Here is an 18,037-nt window from a genome sequence, read left to right as displayed (position 1 = left end):
GGGTCCCGTCACTCCGAGCTCAGGGCCGCCTTCGCCCGCTGGCCGCGGTTCTTCTGGCGGTCGTTGGCATTGAGCTGCACCTTGCGGATGCGGACCTTGGCGGGCGTCACCTCGACGCACTCGTCCTCGCGGCAGAACTCCAGCGCCTGCTCGAGCGAGAGCTCCTTGTGCGGGATGAGGGGCACCAGCACGTCCGAGGACGACTGGCGCATGTTGGTGAGCTTCTTCTCCTTGGTGGCGTTGACGTCCATGTCGTCGCTGCGGGAGTTCTCACCCACGACCATGCCCTCGTAGACCTCGGTGCCGGGCGGCACGAACATCGTGCCGCGCTCCTGCAGGTTGGCCAGCGCGAAGCCGGTGGTCGGGCCACTGCGGTCGGCGACCAGCGAGCCGGACGGGCGGGTGCGGATGTCGCCGTGCCACGGCTCGTAGCGCTCGTGGATGTGGTGCAGCAGACCGGTGCCGCGGGTCTCGGTGAGGAACTCGGTGCGGAAGCCGATCAAGCCGCGAGCCGGGACGATGTACTCCATCCGGGTCCAGCCGGTGCCGTGGTCGACCATCTGCTCGAGGCGGCCCTTGCGCAGCGCCATGAGCTGGATCAGCACGCCCTGGTAGTCGCTGGGCGTGTCGATGGTGAGGCGCTCCATCGGCTCGTGGATCTTGCCGTCGACCATCCGCGTCACGACCTGGGGCTTGCCGACGGTCAGCTCGAACAGCTCGCGCCGCATGACCTCGACGAGGATCGCCAGCTGCAGCTCACCACGACCCTGGACCTCCCAGGTGTCGGGGCGCTCGGTCGGGACGACGCGGATCGAGACGTTGCCGACGAGCTCCTTCTCCAGCCGGTCCTTGACCTGGCGGGCGGTGAGCTTCTTGCCGCTCTTGCCGGCCAGCGGGGAGGTGTTGATGCCGATCGTCATCGAGATGTTGGGCTCGTCGATGGTGATGAGAGGCAGCGGCTTGGGGTTCTCGGGGTCGGCCAGGGTCTCACCGATGGTGATCTCCGGGATGCCCGCGATCGCGACGATGTCGCCAGGGCCGGCCTCGTCGATCGGCACGCGGGTGAGCGCCTCGGTCCCGAGCAGCTCAGTGAGCTTGACGTTGGAGATCGTCCCGTCCTGCTTGCACCACGCGACCGTCTGGCCCTTCTTGAGCCAGCCGTTGTGGATGCGGAGCAGGGCAAGGCGACCGAGGTACGGCGAGGAGTCCAGGTTGGTGACGTGCGCCTGCAGCGGCATCGCCTCGTCGTAGACCGGTGCCGGGATGGTGCTCTTGATGACGTCGAACAGCGGCTGGAGGTCGGCGTTGTCGGGGCTGGTGCCGTCGGCGGGCCGGTTCAGCGACGCCTGGCCGGTCTTGGCCTGGCAGTAGACGATCGGGAAGTCGATCTGCTCCTCGGTGGCGTCGAGGTCGAGGAAGAGCTCGTAGGTCTCGTCGACGACCTCCGCGATGCGGGCGTCGGAGCGGTCCACCTTGTTGATGATGAGGATGACCGGCTTGTTCTGCTGCAGCGCCTTGCGCAGCACGAAGCGGGTCTGCGGCAGCGGGCCCTCGGAGGCGTCCACCAGCAGCGCCACGCCGTCGACCATCGACAGCCCACGCTCGACCTCACCACCGAAGTCGGCGTGGCCCGGGGTGTCGATGATGTTGATCAGCAGGTCCTTGCGACGGACCGCGGTGTTCTTCGCAAGGATCGTGATGCCCTTCTCGCGCTCGAGGTCCATCGAGTCCATGACGCGGTCCTGGACCGCGCCCTCCTCCTGCTGGTGCTCGGTGTAGGCGCCGGACTGCAGCAGCATCGCGTCGACGAGCGTCGTCTTGCCGTGGTCGACGTGGGCGATGATCGCGACGTTGCGGATCTCGTCACGGGTGGGCATGGCAGTACTCCGGGTCTTCAGGGGAAGGCGCCGAGGAACGTCATCGGCCCTGCCAGTCTAGGGGGCGTGCTCCCCCTGCTCCGCGCTCACGAGGACGCGGCCCGCGCGGTGCTCCCGCAGGCTGCCCATGACTACGTCGCGACGGGGGCCGGCGACGAGGCCTCGCTCTCCGAGGCGACGACTGCCTGGGGGTCGCTGCGGCTGCGCCCGCGGGTCCTGCGTGACGTCTCGACGGTGTCCACGGCGACGTCGGTCCTGGGCGTGCAGCTGCCCTCCCCCGTGGGCGTCGCGCCGACCGCCGCGCACGCGATGCTGCACCCCTCGGGCGAGAGGGGTACGACGCAGGGCGCGGGCGCCCACCTCGTCGTCGTCTCGACCCGGTCGACGACCCCGCTCGAGGACCTCGCGCCCATCGGCCCGTGGTGGCTGCAGGCCTACGTCATGCGCGACCGGTCCCTCACCGCCGACCTGGTGCAGCGGGCGGCCGCGCTCGGCGCGTCGGCGATCGTGCTCACCGGCGACACCCCGCTGGTGCCGGTCCGCACCCGACCGGGCGGGCTCACCGCCGACGTCACCGTCGGCCTGGCACCGCACGCCGAGGGCGCGGCCGAGCAGGACCCTGCAACGGGCCTCGACGCCATCGGCTGGCTGGCGTCGGTGTCGGGCCTGCCGGTGCTCGTCAAGGGCGTGCTGCGCGCCGACGACGCCCGCGACTGCATCGCCGCCGGGGCCGCGGGCATCGTGGTCAGCAACCACGGCGGGCGGCAGCTCGACCGGGCGGTCGCGACGGCGGTGGCACTGCCCGAGGTGGTCGCCGCCGTCCCGGACGTGCCCGTGCTCGTGGACGGCGGCCTACGCTCGGGCACCGATGTGCTGTGCGCGCTCGCGCTCGGAGCCGCCGCGGTGCTCGTCGGCCGCCCGGTGCTGTGGGCACTCTCGGCCGGCGGCGCGGACGGGGTGCGGGACTGCCTTGCGGCGTACGACGCCGACCTCGCTGTCGCGATGGCGCTGGCCGGCTGCCCGACCGTCACCGACATCCACCGCTCGCTGCTCACCTGAGCCCGAGGCGTGCACAAGGCGCTACTCGAGGCGGAAGCCGACCTTCAGCGCCACCTGGAAGTGGGCGATCTCGCCGTCGACGACCTGGCCGCGGATCTCGGTCGCCTCGAACCACTCGACGTTGCGGACCGTGCGGGAGACCCGCTCGATGCCGTTGCGGATCGCCTGCTGCACCGAGTCGGGGGAGGTCCCGACGACCTCGGTGACGCGGTAGACGTGGTCGCTCACAGGGCTCTCCTCGCGCTTCGGGGGTGTGCCCCCGCACCCTGCCACGTCGCCGGGCCCGCGCGTCGCCGACCCTCACGACCGACGGCTCCGGATCAGGTCGCACCGCGCAGGTGCTTCCCTCCGACCGGTCCGGCGTGGTGGAGTGCGCAACGCGGCAGGCGGGACGACCGTCGGCCCTGGCTCTGCACACACCAGCGGAGGTGCGACGTGGCACTGCAGGACGAGGTGGCGGCGGCTCGGCGCGCCGTGCAGCAGCTGGAGCAGGCGACGACCTTCCTGCGCCGGCACTACGGCGACAGCCTCGACGCGCGCCGCCTCGAGGGCGACGTCGCGCGGCTCGGCACCGACCTGGACCTGCTCTGCGGGCCCGAGCAGGTCGCGGCCGCACCGCAGCTCGAGGTCATCCCCGACACCGACTACGCCCACGACTTCTGGATGGACGCCGAGGACGAGGGGCTGGGCGCCTCCGACCGGCGCGCGCCCTGACCGCCACGCCCCCGCCGTACCCCCCTGCACTGCCTGGACTGGAGGACAACGCACCGGTGACGACGACTGCCGGCCCGACCCCGGGCCCGTTCGCTCCTGGCCGCGCGGCCATCGCCGAGCGCCACCTGCGCAAGGACCGCTGGTGGCTGCAGCCACTGATCACGGTCGGCGTGCTCGTGAGCTTCATCTTCTACTCGACGGTGCGCGCGTTCGAGAACGCCAACTACTACGCCGAGCCGCACCTCATCTCGCCGTTCTACTCGCCGTGCCTCACCACGGCCTGCGAGGGCAGCACCTTCCCGGAGCTGTTCACCGGTCCGTCGTGGATCAGCCCGGCGCTCTACATCCTCATCGTGCCGCTGGGCTTCCGACTGACCTGCTACTACTACCGCAAGGCCTACTACCGCTCGTTCTGGCTGTCACCGCCGGCCTGCGCGGTCGCCGAGCCGCACAAGAGCTACAGCGGCGAGACCCGCTTCCCGCTGCTGTTCCAGAACGTCCACCGCTACTTCTTCCTGGCCGGTCTGGTCTTCAACCTGATCCTCACCTACGACGCCCTCGCGGCGTTCCGCGGTGAGGACGGCGGCGTCGGGATGGGCCTCGGGACGCTGGTCCTGCTCGTCAACGCGACCCTGCTGTGGGGCTACTCCCTGTCGTGCCACAGCTGCCGCCACATCGTCGGCGGCCGGCTCAACCACTTCAGTGCGCACCCGTGGCGCTACGCCTTCTGGACGTTCGTGTCCAAGCTCAACGGCAAGCACATGCAGCTCGCGTGGGTGTCGCTGGTCTGGGTCGCGTTCACCGACTTCTACGTCCGCAGCGTGGCCACCGGCCTCTTCGACGACCCGAGGTTCTTCGGATGAGCGCGACCACGGACAGGGCGGTCCAGAGGGGCACGTACGACGTGGTCGTCGTCGGTGCCGGAGGTGCCGGTCTGCGCGCCGCGATCGCGGCGCACGACGCGGGCGCCCGGGTGGCGATCGTGTGCAAGTCGCTGCTCGGCAAGGCGCACACCGTCATGGCCGAGGGCGGCATCGCCTCGGCGATGGGCAACGTCTACCCCGAGGACAACTGGCAGGTGCACTTCCGCGACACCATGCGCGGCGGCAAGATGCTCAACCACTGGCGGATGGCGCAGCTGCACGCGCAGGAGGCACCCGACCGGGTCCGCGAGCTCGAGGACTGGGGCGCGCTGTTCGACCGCACCCCCGACGGCCTGATCAGCCAGCGCGACTTCGGCGGCCACCGCTACGCCCGGCTCGCCCACGTCGGCGACCGCACCGGCCTGGAGCTGATCCGCACCCTGCAGCAGCGCGTGGTCGCCCTCGGCATCGACGTGCTGATGGAGGCGACGGTCACCCGGCTGTTCAAGGACGGCGACCGCATCAGCGGCGTCTTCGGCTACCACCGGGTCAGCGGCGGCTTCTTCTGCCTCTCCGCGCCCTCGGTGGTGCTGGCGACCGGCGGGATCGGCAAGTCCTACAAGGTGACGTCCAACTCGTGGGAGTACACCGGCGACGGCCACTCGCTGGCCCTGGAGGCCGGCGCGACGCTGGTCAACATGGAGTTCGTGCAGTTCCACCCGACCGGCATGGTCTGGCCGCCGTCGGTGCGCGGCATCCTCGTGACCGAGTCGGTGCGCGGCGACGGCGGGGTGCTCAAGAACTCCGAGGGCCGGCGCTTCATGTTCGACTACATCCCGGAGTTCTTCGCCAAGGAGACCGCCGACAGCGAGGCCGAGGCCGACCGCTGGTACACCGACAAGAAGAACAACCGCCGCCCACCGGAGCTGCTCCCGCGCGACGAGGTCGCCCGGGCCATCAACTCCGAGGTGAAGGCCGGCCGCGGCTCGCCCCACGGGGGCGTCTTCCTCGACATCGCGTCGCGTCGTACTCCTGAGTTCATCCGCAAGCGGCTGCCCTCGATGTACCACCAGTTCAAGGAGCTGGCGGAGGTCGACATCACCGCGGAGGCGATGGAGGTCGGGCCGACCTGCCACTACGTCATGGGCGGTGTCGAGGTCGACCCCGACACCGAGGCCGCGCTGGTGCCCGGCCTCTACGCCGCTGGCGAGGTCGCGGGCGGCATGCACGGCTCCAACCGCCTCGGTGGCAACTCGCTGTCGGACCTGCTGGTCTTCGGTGCCCGCGCCGGTGCAGCCGCGGCGGCGCACGCCACCCGCGGGCGACCGCCCGAGCCCACCGAGGACGAGGTGTCCGCGGCGGCCACGCACGCGCTGGCTCCCTTCGCGCGAAGCGGCGGCGAGTCGCCCTACGCCGTGCACGCCGAGCTGCAGGAGGCCATGAACGAGCTGGTCGGCATCATCCGCACCGCCGGGGAGGTCGAGCAGGCGCTGTCTCGCATCGACGCCCTGAAGGCACGCGCGGCGACGGTCGCGGCCGAGGGCGGCCGGGCCTACAACCCCGGCTGGCACCTCGCCCTCGACCTGACGAGCATGCTGCGCGTCTCGGAGTGCATCGCGAAGGCGGCCCTGGAGCGCGAGGAGTCGCGCGGCGGCCACACCCGCGACGACTTCCCGGGCACGTCGAAGGAGTGGGGGCAGGTCAACCTCATCTGCTCCCTCGACGCCGCGGTGGGCGAGGTCGGCGCGGTCGCGGTGCACCACCAGCCGCTGCCCGAGATGCCCCCCGAGCTGTCCGCCTACTTCACCGACCCCACGCAGATCGCCGCCGCTGGAGGGACCGCATGACCACCGCAGCTTCCAAGACCAGCTACGACGCTCGGCTGCGGGTCTGGCGCGGCGACGCCTCTGGGGGTGGCTTCCGCGAGTTCACCGTGCAGGTCAACGAGGGCGAGGTCGTCCTCGACATCATCCACCGACTGCAGGCCACCCAGGCCCCTGACCTCGCGGTGCGGTGGAACTGCAAGGCCGGCAAGTGCGGCTCGTGCAGCGCCGAGATCAACGGTCGGCCGCGGCTGCTGTGCCTCACCCGGATGTCGACCTTCGACCCGGCCGAGGTCCTCACCGTCACACCGATGCGGGCGTTCCCCGTGATCCGCGACCTGGTGACCGACGTGTCGTTCAACTACGAGAAGGCCGCCCAGGTCCCGGCCTTCTCCCCGCGGGCGCGGCAGGCCGACGGCAGCCACCGGATGCAGCAGATCGACGTGGAGCGCTCGCAGGAGTTCCGCAAGTGCATCGAGTGCTTCCTGTGCCAGGACACCTGCCACGTCGTGCGCGACCACGAGGAGAACAAGCCGGCCTTCGCGGGCCCGCGCTTCCTCATGCGGATCGCCGAGCTCGACATGCACCCGCTGGACACCGTCGACCGACGCAAGCTCGCCCAGGACCACTTCGGGCTCGGCATGTGCAACATCACCAAGTGCTGCAGCGAGGTCTGCCCCGAGGGCATCCACATCACCGACAACGCGCTCATCCCGCTCAAGGAGCGCGTCGTGGACCGCAAGTACGACCCGCTCACCTTCCTCGGCCGCGTCATCAAGAAGCGCCCCGGGTTGTAGCGAGATGATCACCATCGCGCCCTTCCGTGGTGATCATCTCGCGCAGCGCAGCCACCACCGGGGCGTCCACCGGGATCCACGCGACGTCGTCGAGCTCGCTCGCCGACAGCCACCGGTGCGCGTCGTGGTCGACGAGCGCGGGCTCACCGCTCGGCGCCTCGCAGAGGTAGACGCGCAGCACCGCGGTGTCCCCGATGAGCAGGTCCGGGCCGATCCGCTCCCCCACGACCACGGTCAGCCCGAGCTCCTCGCGCAGCTCCCGGGCCAGCGCCGCCTCGTCGGTCTCGCCCGCCTCGACCTTGCCGCCGGGGAACTCCCACATCCCGGCCAGCCTCGGCGGAGCGGTCCGCCGCGAGGCCAGGACCCGCCCGTCGCGCAACAGCGCGCCACCCACGACCGAGACCCTCACCCGGGTGACGCTAATTGCCGGGACCGCCGTCCTGGGGCACGCTGGGCCCGACGGGGCGACGGGAAGGCGGCACACGTGCGCGATCTCCTCGACGGCGAGGGCCTGGCAGCCGCGCTCTCCCTGCTCCCGGACTGGCACGGCGACACCGGACACATCAGCCGCACGATCCACCTCAAGCCCCACGACGACGAGGTGCTGCGCACGCAGATCGACCTGGTCGCGGCCGAGATCGACCACCACCCCGTCGTCGAGGACACCGCCGAGGGGACCCGCTTCGTGCTGTGGACCCACAGCCGCGGTGGCGTCACCGAGATGGACGTCGCCCTCGCGGCCCGCATCGACGCCCTCCACGCGGAGCTGCACTGAGCGAGCACCGGGCCCTCGAGGACCTCGGGGGCCGCGGCCTTGCCCACCGGGTCCTGCGGCACGGGCCCGTCCGCTCGCTCGCGGAGGCCGCAGCAGCCCGTGGGGTCGAGCCCGTCGACGTGGTCAAGACCATGCTCCTACGCCGGGGGCAGGGCGACCACCTGCTCGTCCTGGTGCCCGGTGACCGCGTCATCTCCTGGCCCAAGCTGCGGGCGCTGCTCGGCGTGACGCGGCTGTCGATGCCCGACGCGTCGACGGCCCGCGACGTCACCGGCTACGAGCGCGGCACCATCACACCGCTCGGCCTCGCCCTCGAGGTGGTCGCCGACGAACGGGTCGTCGGCCGCGAGATCACCCTCGGCGCAGGCGCCCACGGGGTCGCCGTGGCGGTCGACGCCGACGCGGTCCTGGCGAGCTTCGCGGCCACCGTCGCCGACGTCACCGACCCCGAACCGACCCCCGAGCCCGAGCCGCAGCCGTGAGCGACCTCGAGCCCGATCCCGCAGACCCGGCGGCGGGCGACGTGAGGCCCACCGACGGACCGGTCCTCGAGCTCCTGCGCGGCCGCGACGTGCGCCTCGGCGACGACACCGTCGTACGACGACTGCTGCCCACCCGCCTGCGCCGCACCGTCGGCGCGTGGTGCTTCGTGGACCACTACGGCCCCGACGACGTCACCGGCCGCCCGGGGATGCAGGTGCCGCCGCACCCGCACATCGGGCTGCAGACCGTGAGCTGGCTGCTCGAGGGCGAGATCGTGCACCGCGACAGCCTGGGCAGCCACGCCCGCGTCGGCCCCGGCGAGCTGTCGCTGATGACCGCCGGGCACGGCATCAGCCACTCCGAGGAGTCACCCCCTGATCGCCCGGCGACCCTGCACGGCGTGCAGCTGTGGGTCGCCCTGCCCGACGAGGTGCGTGACGGCGAGGCGTCCTACGCGCACCACCGCGACCTGCCGGTCGTCAGCCACGACGGCCTCACCGTCACCGTCGTCCTCGGCAGCCACGACGGGGTCACCAGCCCCGGCACCACCCACACGCCGCTGACCTGCCTCGACGTGCGCGGCACAGGTCGGCTCCCCCTCGACGCGACCCACGAGCACGCCGCCCTGGCTCTCACCGGCACCGCCACCGTCGAGGGCACCGAGGTCGAGGTCGGCTCCCTGCTCCTCCTGGGCCGTGGCCGCGACTCCGTCGACGTCGACGGGCACCTCCTGGTGCTCGGCGGCGAGCCGCTCGACGCGCCGCTGCTGATGTGGTGGAACTTCGTCGCGCGGACCTACGAAGAGGTCGTGCAGGCCCGCGCCGACTGGCAGGACGGCGACCGCTTCGGCACCGTCGTCGGCTACGACGGACCGCCGCTGCCCGCCCCGGCGCTCGGGCCGACGCGGCTGCTGCCGCGCAGCTGAGGTGGGCGCGCAGGCCGCGGAGCTGCTGTCCCGCGGTGGACCGATCGGCGACGTCCCCGACGAGTGGCGACCCGTCGACGGGCTGCGACTCGAGGCACCCCGGCCCTACGAGCTGCGCCGCGTCGCGCTCTCGCACGGCGCGGTCGGGCTGTCCCCCACGGGCTTCGACGGCCGGAGCCTCCACCTGCGCCTGCGCGGACCGCGCGGCCGGCCCACGCGCGTCGTCGTACACCCCTCTCTCGAGGTCGAGGCCGACGCCCCGCTCAGCCCGGCGACCGTCCGCGACCTGCGGGTCGTGCTCGACCTCGACACCGACCTCAGCGCGCTGTGGGAGACCACCGACACCGACCCGCGCTGGCGGTGGGTCCGCGCGTCGGGCGCGGGCCGCCTGCTGCGCTCGCCGACCGTGTGGCAGGACGCCGTCGGCGTCCTCGCGTCGACCAACACGTCGTACGCCGCGACACGCGCGATGGTCGGCGCGCTCGTCGGCGCGGGCGCCTTCCCCGCCCCCGAGGAGGTCCTGGCCCTGGGCCAGCCCGAGCTGCGCCGCCGCGGCTGGGGCTACCGCGCGCCGCACCTGCTGGCGCTCGCCGAGCGCGTCGACGAGTCGTGGCGCGACCTCGCGCGACCCGACGACGAGGTGGTGCGGGAGGTCGCGACGCTGCCCGGGTTCGGGCCGTTCGCCACGGCGCAGCTGCTGCCGCTGCTCGGCCGACCCCGCCCGCTCGTCACCGACGGCTGGCTGGCCGGACTGGTCGACGTCGACGACTACCGGCCACTCGGCCGCTGGGCCGGGTCGGTGCTGTGGCTCGACGTGAGCGCGCGCTGGCTCGGCCGGACCTGACCGGTCAGTCCGGGAGCGCGGCTGCCTCGGCCTCGTAGGCCCGCGCCGCGGCGTCGGCCATCGCGGTCCGGAAGGACGCCAGCAGCGCCTGGGCCGCGAGCGGCTGCAGGCGCTCGACCGCCTCGGTGACGCGGTCCCACTCCTCGGCGGGCACCCCGCGGGAGACGAAGTCGGCCCACAACGTCGACTGGAACATCTCGACGTAGATGTGCGCGGCCTCCTCGACCAGCTCGATGACCTTGCGCTGCGCGTGGACGACGGCGGCCGGGTCGATGCCGAGCCTCATCACCTGCAGGCCGGCCGCGACCAGCGCCGGGTCGAGGACCCGCACCCGCTCGTCGTCGAGCAGCTCGACCACACCCATGTCGGCGAGCTCGGCGAGCAGGCCCGGGCCGGTCTCGACCCCGACCCGTGCGGCCAGTGCTGCGACCGTCGTCTCCTCCGGCTGCTCGGGCAGGAAGGGCGTCAGCAGCGACTTGTGCAGCGCGAGGACGGTCGGGGACGCGGCGTGCGCGGCACCGGCGAGGGAGCGCTCGACGGCGGCCAGGGTGTAGCCCTCGGCGAGCATCTCGCGCACCAGCTTGAGCCGGGCGACGTGGTCGGGGCCGTAGAAGCCGGTGCGGCCGACGAGACGTGGTGGCGGCAGCAGGCCGCGCGCGGAGTAGGCGCGCACGTTGCGGACCGTCATGCCCACCTCGGCGGCCAGCTGGTCGACGGTGAGCTCCACCGCCCCATCCTCGCGGGTGCGGGAGAGCAGCGGCAGCCTCACCCCTCGTCGGAGGGGTGAGTGCGCCGGTCGCGCACCACGATGCCGACGAGCAGCAGCGCCATGACGACCGCCGGGATGACCAGCGGGAGGGCGGTGACGAGGGGGTGGTGGGCGAGGATCACCGGGCGACCAGCTCGCTGTCGGCGACGCGGTCCGACGCCACGGCAGCGCGGGCCCGGCTGACCCGAGAGACGCCCCAGGCGAGCGCGAGCACCAGCACCAAGGTGCACACCAGGACGATCGACGAGGACGCAGCCCAGACCCAGCCGGGGACGTCGAGCTTGCGCTCGCGCTGCAGCAGGACGTTCTCGGCGATGAAGGTCCGCGTCGCATCGACGGCGGGCACCTCCTCGGCGCTGATCCCGGGGTCGGCCGCCATGTAGACCGGCAGGGCCGCGAGGGTCCGGCCGTCGTGCAGGCGCAGCAGCGTCTTCCACTGGCCGGCGACCGGCACCGGCTCCTCCGACGCCCAGCTCCCGTCGGCCTGCTCGACCAGCGGCACGACCTTCAGACCGTCGGGGACGGCCCCCTGCCAGGCCGTGACCTGCAGCCACGACGGGTCGTCGACCGCCTCGGAGAAGCGGGCCGTCACGACCGCCCTGCCGTCGGTGACCGGGCCGAGTGCGAGGTCGGCGGTCATCCCCGACGGCACGGTGGCGATCAGTCCGTTGCCGACCACGACGGCGATCGCCACCAGCGACGCGGCGAACAACGGCCGTGCGGTCCGCGGCGACGGCAGCTCGCCGCGCAGGCCGAGCGCCAGCAGCGCGCCGATGACACCACCGGCGAGGCCGACGACCGCGCTGCCCAGCACGCCCTCGACGAGCATGTCGGAGCCCCAGGGCAGCGTCATGGCGACCTGCGACCAGGCGTACTCCGTGGCGGTGCCGACCGTGCCCACCAGCACGCCCGCGACGGCGCCGAGCAGCAGCGGGCGCCGGGCGAGCAGGACCGCGACGACCTCGACGACGAGCGCCGAGCCGAGGTAGAGCGGCAGGCTCGGCATCGGCTCGTCGAGGCCCACGCCCACGATGAGGCCGACGACACCGCGGATGGCGAGAAAGAAGCCGACCGCGCCCAGAGCGGCACCGCGACCGGACCACATCCGGGTCGCGACGAGGGTGATGGCGGCGGCGCCCGCGATGAGCGCCGGCTGCTCGACGAGGCGGAACTGCGGGACGCCGAAGTCGAACTCGCCCTGGAAGACCGACAGCCCGATGAGCATGCCGCCGGCGGCGGAGGCCCGGCGCAGCTTGGCGATGAGCAGCTGGCGCCCCGCGGGCGAGCCACCCCGGTGGCGGGCCTCCTGCTCGAGCACCAGCAGGCCGATGAGCGACAGGCCCGCCCCGCCGATGAGCATGAGGTGGGTCGGGCCCCACAGCGTGACGTCCTGCCCGAAGATGCGGTGCCAGACGTCGTCGAGCGGGAAGCCCATCAGCGCGTAGAGCCCGGCGCCCGCGAGGAGAAGCCCACCGACGGGCGCGTGCCAGTCGCGGGTGATCCGGACGCTCGCCGACCCGGGTTTCTCGTCGAGCGGCATGACGATCGCGAGCACGCCGGCGGCGAAGACGCCGAACAGCCCGAACAGGATGAAGTAGTGCGCCGGGTTGGCCAGCGGGCCCTCGTCACGCCCCTGGCCGATGTGCAGGCTGATGTCCCAGTACATCCCGAACAGCGCCGTGAGCAGGCTGGTCGTGCAGAACAGCGTCGGCAGGGCCACCCAGCCGGGCACGCCGGTCGAGCGGCCGAGCGCCGTGCCGGCGCGGGTCAGCAGCGTCGTACGCCGGGTGCGGTGCGCCCAGGCGACCGCCAGCAGTGCGGCGGTGAGCCCGCCACCGAGGGCGGACGCGACGGCGACCTCACCGAGGGCGGCACCGCCGCCCTCCTCGGCAGCGGTCACGACCGCGAGCACGGAGTTCGTCATGGACGTATGAGACACCATGAGATGTCACATGGCAAGTGTCACGCACGTCACGTCTAGGGTTCCCGCGCATGACGCCCGACGCGCTCGCCGCCCGCTTCGCCGACCTGTGCTCGCGCGCCGGGGAGGTCGTCATGGCGGTCTACGCCACCGACTTCGAGGTCCGCGCCAAGGGCGACACCTCGCCGGTCACCGAGGCCGACGAGCGCGCCGAGGCCGTCCTGCTCGCCGGCCTCGCCGAGCTCCTCCCCGGGGTCACCGTCGTCGCCGAGGAGGCCGTTGCCGCCGGCGGCCTGCCCGAGGTGCCCAGCGAGTTCCTGCTCGTCGACCCGCTCGACGGCACCCGCGAGTTCACCTCCCGCAACGGCGACTTCACCGTCAACGTCGCCCTCGTCCGCGACGGCTCCCCCGTGGCCGGCGCGGTCTACGCCCCCGCCCGCTCCCGCGCGTTCTTCGGGGGTACGACGGCCAAGCAGGCCCCGTGCGAGCCCGGCGCGGCCCTGGGCGAGGCGACCGCGATCCGGACGCGGGCCTACCCCGCCGACGGCCTCGTCGCCGTCGCCAGCAAGAGCCACCTCGACGCCGACACCGCCGCCTTCCTCGACCGGCTCCCGCTGGCCGACCGGCGCAGCGCCGGCTCCTCGCTCAAGCTCTGCCTGGTGGCCGCCGGGGAGGCCGACGTCTACCCGCGCTTCGGCCCGACCATGGAGTGGGACATCGCCGCCGGCCACGCCGTCCTGTCGGCCGCCGGCGGGCAGGTCCTCACCCCGGCCGGCGACCCGTTCCGCTACGGCAAGGTCGAGTCCGGTCTGCGTAACGGCCCCTTCGTCGCCTGGGGCCGCACCCCCCTGCTCTGACCCACCACCCCACAGCGACCCCGCCGCCCGCCCACCCCGCCCCGCCGCGCCCGCCCCGCCCCGCCGCGCCCGCCCCGCCACACCCCTCCCTGTCGCGCTGATCTTCGCCCCGTTGCGATTCCCCACGCTCAACCGCCCGCAAGAGGGCGAAGATCGTCGGGGGTAGGGGTGCGCCGGGAGGGCGGGCGGGGAGCGGGTCAGGTGCCACGGAGCGGGACGGGAGCCTTCCCGTCGTACCCGCTCTGGTGGTAGAACACGTTCCACTCACGGCGGCGTGGGGCGGGAGGTGGGCATGGACGCGGAGAACCAGGCGGCACAGGCGGTCCTCACCGGGCAGGCGTGGCACGACTTCTGCCAGGCCCTCGAGAAGGCCGGCGAGGTGGTCCTGCGCGAGACCGCCCCCGCGACGCCGCTCGACCGCGCCGAGGGGTTCCGCTACCTCGCGCGACTGACCCGCAACGCGCTCTACTCGACCATCGAGAACTCCGACCCGACCCGCCCTCGGATGCAGGGCCTCGACCTCGTCAAGATCGGCGCGGACAACCCGGACAACGTCTACCACTCGGCGCCGGTCACAGGGCGCGAGTCCTACGTCATCACCGGCACCCGCGGGTCGATCGCGCAGACGACCTTCGGCAGCAAGGCCAACCGCTACGCCAAGGACGGCACGATGGCGTCCACCGGCGAGCTGCGCAACGACGACCTCGTGGTCGAGGCCGACGGGACGCTCACGATCCACGTCGCGACCGACAAGCCCGAAGGGGCGGTCAACTGGCTGCCGCTGGCCGACGACTCCACGATGATCGTGCTGCGCGAGAGCTACCTCGACCGCACGTCGGAGGTCGCCGGGGCCTACCGCATCGAGCGGGTCGGCGGCCATGCCCAGCCCGAGCCGCTCGACCCGAAGCACCTGGTGCGCTCGCTGCAGCGCGCGGCGCTCGGAGTGCACGGGACCGCGGCGACCTTCGCGGCCTGGACCGAGTTGTTCATGACGCGCCCCAACGAGCTGCCCGACTGGGGCCAGGAGATGTTCCAGAAGGCCGGCGGCGACCCCGAGATCTTCTACCTGCACGGCTACTGGACCCTCGAGCCCGGCCAGGCCTGGGTGATCGAGACCGATGTGCCGGACGCGCCCTACTGGAACTTCCAGCTCTCCAACTGGTGGATGGAGTCGCTCGATTGGGAGCGCCGCATCACCGTCAACAAGCACACCGCGCGGCTCGACGACGACGGCCGGCTCGTCCTCGTCGTCGCGGGCGAGGACCCGGGCTGGGGCAACTGGATCGACACCGCCGGCCACACCACCGGCACCGCGCTGCTGCGCTGGGTCGGCACCGACCACCACCCCCTGCCGTCCTGCCGCGTCGTGGAGCTCTAGATGACCCTGAAGGTCGACGACCTGCTCGCCGCGGCCCGCGCCAAGGCCGGCCGGGCGGACTTCGGGGACACCTGGTTCCTCGAGCCGCTGGGGGTCCTCGTCGACGCCCTCAACGACGAGGCGCAGCTGTCGGAGATGGGCCACTCGATGACCGAGCGGCGGCTCACCGCGCTGCTCGTCGACCGGCTCCGGCTCCGCGACTACCAGGACGCCCACCCCGAGGCGCTCTCGATCCAGCCCGTCGTCGCCGCCGAGATCTGCGGGCTCCCCCGCACCGGGAGCACGCTGCTGCACCGGCTCCTCGCGGCCTCGCCGCAGCTGACCAGCACGCTGTCGTGGGAGTGCTCCTACCCGCTGCCCTTCCCCAGCGAGTCACCCGACGCCGAGGTCCGCAAGGGCAAGGCCAAGAAGATGATGGAGATGTTCCTCGAGCTCTCCCCCGACTTCGGCGACATCCACACCGTCGTCTGGGACGGGCCGGAGGAGGACGTCCTGCTGCTCGACCGGTCCTTCACCGCGATGAGCTGGGACAGCTTCTACTGGGTGCCGTCCTACGGCGTGTGGCTGCGCTCCTTCGACCAGAGCAAGGCGTACGACGAGCTGCGCCAGTGGCTGCAGGTGCTCGAGCACCAGGACGCCTCCCGGGCCGGGCGCCAGTGGGTGCTGAAGTCGCCGCACCACCTCACCGCGGCCGACACCGTCCTCGACGCCTTCCCCGAGTGCAAGATCGTCATGACGCACCGCTCGCCCACGGCCGCCGTCCCGTCGTACGCCTCGATGGTGTCGGCGATGACCGCGCAGTACAGCGACAACGGCGACCCCGTGCAGATCGGGCGCTACTGGAGCGAGCGGTTCCGCGAGTGCCTGCAGGGCTTCGACGAGGTGCGCGCGCGCCGGCCGGAGCGCTTCGTCGACGTGCCCTTCCGCGACTCCGTCGCGCAGCCGCTCGAGACCGCGACCCGCGTGCTCGGCGAGCTCGGGCTGACGGTGACGGAGTCCGACACCGCGGCCTTCGAGGACTACCTCCGGGTCAACCGCGAGGAGAAGCACGGCGCACACAGCTACACCGCAGAGGAGTTCGGGCTCTCGGAGGAGCAGCTCGCGACAGACTTCGACTTCTACGAGAGGGCCTACCTGTGATCCTGACCGACGAGGTCGTCGTCATCACCGGCGTCGGTGCCGGGCTCGGCGCCAAGCTCGCCCAGCGCGCCGTCGCGGAGGGCGCGAAGGTCGTCATGGCCGCGCGCTCCGACACCGTGACCTCGGTCATCGAGAAGGAGACCGACGGCGCCGCGGTGGCCGTGCAGTGCGACGTGCGCAAGGAGGAGGACTGCGCGCGCGTCATCGACACCGCCGTCGAGCGCTTCGGCAAGGTCACCGGCCTGGTCAACAGCGCCTACGCGCACCCCGGTTTCCACGACCTGCTCGAGACCCCCGACAAGGGCCTGCGCCGCTCGATGGACGTCATCCTGTTCGGTGCGCTGCAGATGGCCCGCCTCGCGGTGCCGCACATGAAGGCGGCAGGCGGCGGCTCGATCGTCAACGTCGGCACGATGACGACCCGCAAGCCGATGCAGGGCGAGGGCGGCTACGCCGTCGCGAAGGCCGCGATGACGTGCGCGACGCAGTTCCTCGCGCTCGAGCTCGGCGGCTCCGGCATCCGCGTCAACCAGGCCATCATGGGCTGGCTCGACGGCCCGGGCGTGCGCTTCTACCTCGAGATGACCTCCCAGCAGAAGGGCATCACCGAGCAGGAGGTCTACGACGACATCGCCGGTCGCAACCCACTCGGTCGGATCCCCACCGACGAGGCCTGCGCCGGGGCGATCCTCATGCTGCTGTCGTCCTACACCTCCGAGGTCACCGGCGCGATCCTCGACGTCAACGGCGGGGAGTACATGCCGGCATGACCGCCGACACCACCATCCGGTCCCTGCTCGTCGAGATCGACGCGCCGGCCCACGTCGTCTGGGCGGTCGTCACGGACTTCGCGTCGTACGCCTCCTGGAACCCCTTCACCGTCCGGGTCGACACCGGCGGCGAGGTCGGCGACGAGGTGCTACTGCACCTGCCCGACCCGGCTGACGCGGACAAGACCTTCACGACGCTCGAGCACCTGCGGGTCACGCGGCCGCCGACCGACGAGGTGCCGGGTCTGCTGCAGTACGACACCGGGGACTCGATCCCCGGGATGCTCGCGGTCCGCGACCAGGTCGTCACCTCGCTCGGCGCCGAGCGGTCGTCCTACGCGACCACCGACGCCTTCACCGGCGACATCGCCGCGGTCGTCTACGAGATGCAGGCGGAGTGGGTGAAGGCCGGCTTCGACGCGACCGCGCTGGCGCTCAAGGACCGTGCCGAGAAGCTCTGGGCCGACCAGTCGTGATGGACCTGCAGGAGATGAGCGACCGGCTCGAGGTCTACGACCTGCTGGCCCGCTACTCCTGGTGCATCGACAGCCGCGACTGGGACGGGCTCACCGCGCTGTTCACCGACGACGCGTTCCTCGACTACACCTCGACCGGCGGCATCGCGGGCACGCTGCCCGAGCAGCAGGCCTACTTCGCCAAGGTGCTGCCGATGTTCAAGGGGTCCCAGCACCTGTCCGGGACGACGACCTTCGACGTCAGCGACGGGCCTGACCTGCTGCGCACCCGCACCATCTGCCTCAACCCGATGGTCTGCGACGACGCCGACACCTACTTCGTCGGGCTCTGGTACGTCGACGAGCTCCGTCGGGTGGACGGCTCCTGGCGCTTCGCGCGCCGCGTGGAGGAGCAGTCCTGGACCTTCCACACCGCCCACCGCTGACCCAGCGCTCCGCCCCCCTGACCTCCGCCCCCCCTCACCGCGCTGATCTTCGCCTCCTTGCGATTCCGCACGCTCAACGAGCCGAACGAGGGCGAAGATCACCGCCAGTGAGGCGCGGGCGCGCGGGCGGGTAGGTGCTCC

At 72.3% G+C, this 18,037-nt stretch carries 21 protein-coding genes; 15 read left to right on the top strand and 6 right to left on the bottom strand.

The genetic code is table 11. The annotated features are described in order from the left end of the window. Positions 1–8 precede the first annotated feature (8 nt). Positions 9–1,877: a translational GTPase TypA gene (typA, locus tag Q8R60_16835; GenBank protein MDP3714140.1), complete on the bottom strand. Its 1,869-nt coding sequence runs from the start codon at positions 1,875–1,877 to the stop codon at positions 9–11. Positions 1,878–1,943: 66 nt separating this feature from the next. On the opposite strand from typA, the gene Q8R60_16830 reads away from it, so the two are divergent. After that, positions 1,944–2,936, top strand: a complete 993-nt coding sequence (locus tag Q8R60_16830; GenBank protein MDP3714139.1) for an alpha-hydroxy acid oxidase — start codon at positions 1,944–1,946, stop codon at positions 2,934–2,936. Between the two features lie 21 nt (positions 2,937–2,957). Here the strand turns inward: Q8R60_16830 and Q8R60_16825 are convergent, their stop codons facing one another. Then, positions 2,958–3,164 carry a dodecin family protein gene (locus Q8R60_16825; GenBank protein ID MDP3714138.1) on the bottom strand — a complete coding sequence of 69 codons (207 nt, stop codon included), beginning with the start codon at positions 3,162–3,164 and terminating at the stop codon, positions 2,958–2,960. A 207-nt stretch (positions 3,165–3,371) separates the two neighbouring features. Between Q8R60_16825 and Q8R60_16820 the strand changes: the two genes are divergently transcribed. The 4 genes from Q8R60_16820 to Q8R60_16805 are packed head-to-tail and all read left to right on the top strand — an operon-like array spanning position 3,372 to position 7,133. After that, positions 3,372–3,650 (top strand): hypothetical protein, encoded by a 279-nt coding sequence (locus Q8R60_16820; protein ID MDP3714137.1) that lies wholly within the window; start codon positions 3,372–3,374, stop codon positions 3,648–3,650. A 56-nt stretch (positions 3,651–3,706) separates the two neighbouring features. Then, a complete protein-coding gene (locus Q8R60_16815) occupies positions 3,707–4,513 on the top strand; it encodes a hypothetical protein (protein MDP3714136.1) in 807 nt (268 codons plus the stop codon). Further along, positions 4,510–6,360: a fumarate reductase/succinate dehydrogenase flavoprotein subunit gene (locus Q8R60_16810; GenBank protein MDP3714135.1), complete on the top strand. Its 1,851-nt coding sequence runs from the start codon at positions 4,510–4,512 to the stop codon at positions 6,358–6,360. The genes Q8R60_16815 and Q8R60_16810 overlap by 4 nt, the downstream gene beginning before the upstream one ends. Further along, complete coding sequence (locus Q8R60_16805) at positions 6,357–7,133, top strand: succinate dehydrogenase/fumarate reductase iron-sulfur subunit (GenBank protein MDP3714134.1); 777 nt, start codon at positions 6,357–6,359, stop codon at positions 7,131–7,133. The genes Q8R60_16810 and Q8R60_16805 overlap by 4 nt, the downstream gene beginning before the upstream one ends. Here the strand turns inward: Q8R60_16805 and Q8R60_16800 are convergent. Continuing rightward, positions 7,111–7,542 (bottom strand): (deoxy)nucleoside triphosphate pyrophosphohydrolase, encoded by a 432-nt coding sequence (locus Q8R60_16800; GenBank protein MDP3714133.1) that lies wholly within the window; start codon positions 7,540–7,542, stop codon positions 7,111–7,113. The genes Q8R60_16805 and Q8R60_16800 overlap by 23 nt on opposite strands. Before the next feature lie 75 nt (positions 7,543–7,617). On the opposite strand from Q8R60_16800, the gene Q8R60_16795 reads away from it, so the two are divergent. From Q8R60_16795 to Q8R60_16780, 4 genes are read left to right on the top strand one after another with little or no spacing between them, the layout of a single operon-like run. Beyond that, positions 7,618–7,908, top strand: coding sequence for a 4a-hydroxytetrahydrobiopterin dehydratase (locus Q8R60_16795; protein ID MDP3714132.1), 291 nt, complete (start codon positions 7,618–7,620; stop codon positions 7,906–7,908). Further along, positions 7,824–8,390, top strand: a complete 567-nt coding sequence (locus Q8R60_16790; protein ID MDP3714131.1) for a YbaK/EbsC family protein — start codon at positions 7,824–7,826, stop codon at positions 8,388–8,390. Before Q8R60_16795 ends, Q8R60_16790 begins: the two co-directional genes overlap by 85 nt. Next, complete coding sequence (locus Q8R60_16785) at positions 8,387–9,316, top strand: pirin family protein (protein ID MDP3714130.1); 930 nt, start codon at positions 8,387–8,389, stop codon at positions 9,314–9,316. The genes Q8R60_16790 and Q8R60_16785 overlap by 4 nt, the downstream gene beginning before the upstream one ends. 1 nt (position 9,317) lies before the next feature. Then, complete coding sequence (locus tag Q8R60_16780) at positions 9,318–10,160, top strand: hypothetical protein (protein MDP3714129.1); 843 nt, start codon at positions 9,318–9,320, stop codon at positions 10,158–10,160. 4 nt (positions 10,161–10,164) lie between these two features. Here Q8R60_16780 and Q8R60_16775 read toward each other — a convergent pair whose 3' ends face one another. Genes Q8R60_16775 through Q8R60_16765 form a run of 3 tightly spaced genes read right to left on the bottom strand, consistent with a single transcriptional unit; the run spans position 10,165 to position 12,853 of the window. Further along, positions 10,165–10,929, bottom strand: a complete 765-nt coding sequence (locus Q8R60_16775; protein MDP3714128.1) for a MerR family transcriptional regulator — start codon at positions 10,927–10,929, stop codon at positions 10,165–10,167. Then, positions 10,926–11,051 (bottom strand): hypothetical protein, encoded by a 126-nt coding sequence (locus Q8R60_16770; GenBank protein MDP3714127.1) that lies wholly within the window; start codon positions 11,049–11,051, stop codon positions 10,926–10,928. The genes Q8R60_16775 and Q8R60_16770 overlap by 4 nt, the downstream gene beginning before the upstream one ends. Next, positions 11,048–12,853, bottom strand: coding sequence for a hypothetical protein (locus tag Q8R60_16765; GenBank protein ID MDP3714126.1), 1,806 nt, complete (start codon positions 12,851–12,853; stop codon positions 11,048–11,050). Before Q8R60_16765 ends, Q8R60_16770 begins: the two co-directional genes overlap by 4 nt. A gap of 68 nt (positions 12,854–12,921) precedes the next feature. Between Q8R60_16765 and cysQ the strand changes: the two genes are divergently transcribed. From cysQ to Q8R60_16735, 6 genes are all read left to right on the top strand, one after another. Then, positions 12,922–13,707 (top strand): 3'(2'),5'-bisphosphate nucleotidase CysQ, encoded by a 786-nt coding sequence (gene cysQ, locus Q8R60_16760; protein ID MDP3714125.1) that lies wholly within the window; start codon positions 12,922–12,924, stop codon positions 13,705–13,707. A gap of 292 nt (positions 13,708–13,999) precedes the next feature. Beyond that, positions 14,000–15,085 carry a DUF1214 domain-containing protein gene (locus Q8R60_16755; protein MDP3714124.1) on the top strand — a complete coding sequence of 362 codons (1,086 nt, stop codon included), beginning with the start codon at positions 14,000–14,002 and terminating at the stop codon, positions 15,083–15,085. Beyond that, the gene (locus Q8R60_16750; protein MDP3714123.1) at positions 15,086–16,225 is read left to right on the top strand and encodes a sulfotransferase; all 1,140 of its coding nucleotides are present in this window, start codon (positions 15,086–15,088) and stop codon (positions 16,223–16,225) included. Continuing rightward, positions 16,222–16,995: an SDR family oxidoreductase gene (locus Q8R60_16745; GenBank protein ID MDP3714122.1), complete on the top strand. Its 774-nt coding sequence runs from the start codon at positions 16,222–16,224 to the stop codon at positions 16,993–16,995. Before Q8R60_16750 ends, Q8R60_16745 begins: the two co-directional genes overlap by 4 nt. Then, the gene (locus tag Q8R60_16740; GenBank protein MDP3714121.1) at positions 16,992–17,471 is read left to right on the top strand and encodes an SRPBCC domain-containing protein; all 480 of its coding nucleotides are present in this window, start codon (positions 16,992–16,994) and stop codon (positions 17,469–17,471) included. Before Q8R60_16745 ends, Q8R60_16740 begins: the two co-directional genes overlap by 4 nt. Then, entirely contained in the window at positions 17,471–17,896 is a 426-nt protein-coding gene (locus tag Q8R60_16735) for a nuclear transport factor 2 family protein (protein ID MDP3714120.1), read from the top strand. Before Q8R60_16740 ends, Q8R60_16735 begins: the two co-directional genes overlap by 1 nt. Positions 17,897–18,037 lie beyond the last annotated feature (141 nt).

The organism is Mycobacteriales bacterium (assembly GCA_030697205.1).
Taxonomy (GTDB): Bacteria; Actinomycetota; Actinomycetes; order Mycobacteriales; family SCTD01; genus JAUYQP01.
The sequence above is the reverse complement of the archived record's forward strand: the minus strand, read 5'-3'. Positions and strand labels throughout refer to the sequence as shown.

Bases quoted from the DNA above. Each gene is read 5' to 3' on its own strand.
- typA (MDP3714140.1), bottom strand. From the start codon at position 1,877: ATGCCCACCCGTGACGAGATCCGCAACGTCGCGATCATCGCCCACGTC.
- Q8R60_16810 (MDP3714135.1), top strand. From the start codon at position 4,510: ATGAGCGCGACCACGGACAGGGCGGTCCAGAGGGGCACGTACGACGTG.
- Q8R60_16805 (MDP3714134.1), top strand. From the start codon at position 6,357: ATGACCACCGCAGCTTCCAAGACCAGCTACGACGCTCGGCTGCGGGTC.
- Q8R60_16765 (MDP3714126.1), bottom strand. From the start codon at position 12,853: ATGACGAACTCCGTGCTCGCGGTCGTGACCGCTGCCGAGGAGGGCGGC.
- cysQ (MDP3714125.1), top strand. From the start codon at position 12,922: ATGACGCCCGACGCGCTCGCCGCCCGCTTCGCCGACCTGTGCTCGCGC.
- Q8R60_16755 (MDP3714124.1), top strand. From the start codon at position 14,000: ATGGACGCGGAGAACCAGGCGGCACAGGCGGTCCTCACCGGGCAGGCG.
- Q8R60_16750 (MDP3714123.1), top strand. From the start codon at position 15,086: ATGACCCTGAAGGTCGACGACCTGCTCGCCGCGGCCCGCGCCAAGGCC.
- Q8R60_16740 (MDP3714121.1), top strand. From the start codon at position 16,992: ATGACCGCCGACACCACCATCCGGTCCCTGCTCGTCGAGATCGACGCG.
- Q8R60_16735 (MDP3714120.1), top strand. From the start codon at position 17,471: ATGGACCTGCAGGAGATGAGCGACCGGCTCGAGGTCTACGACCTGCTG.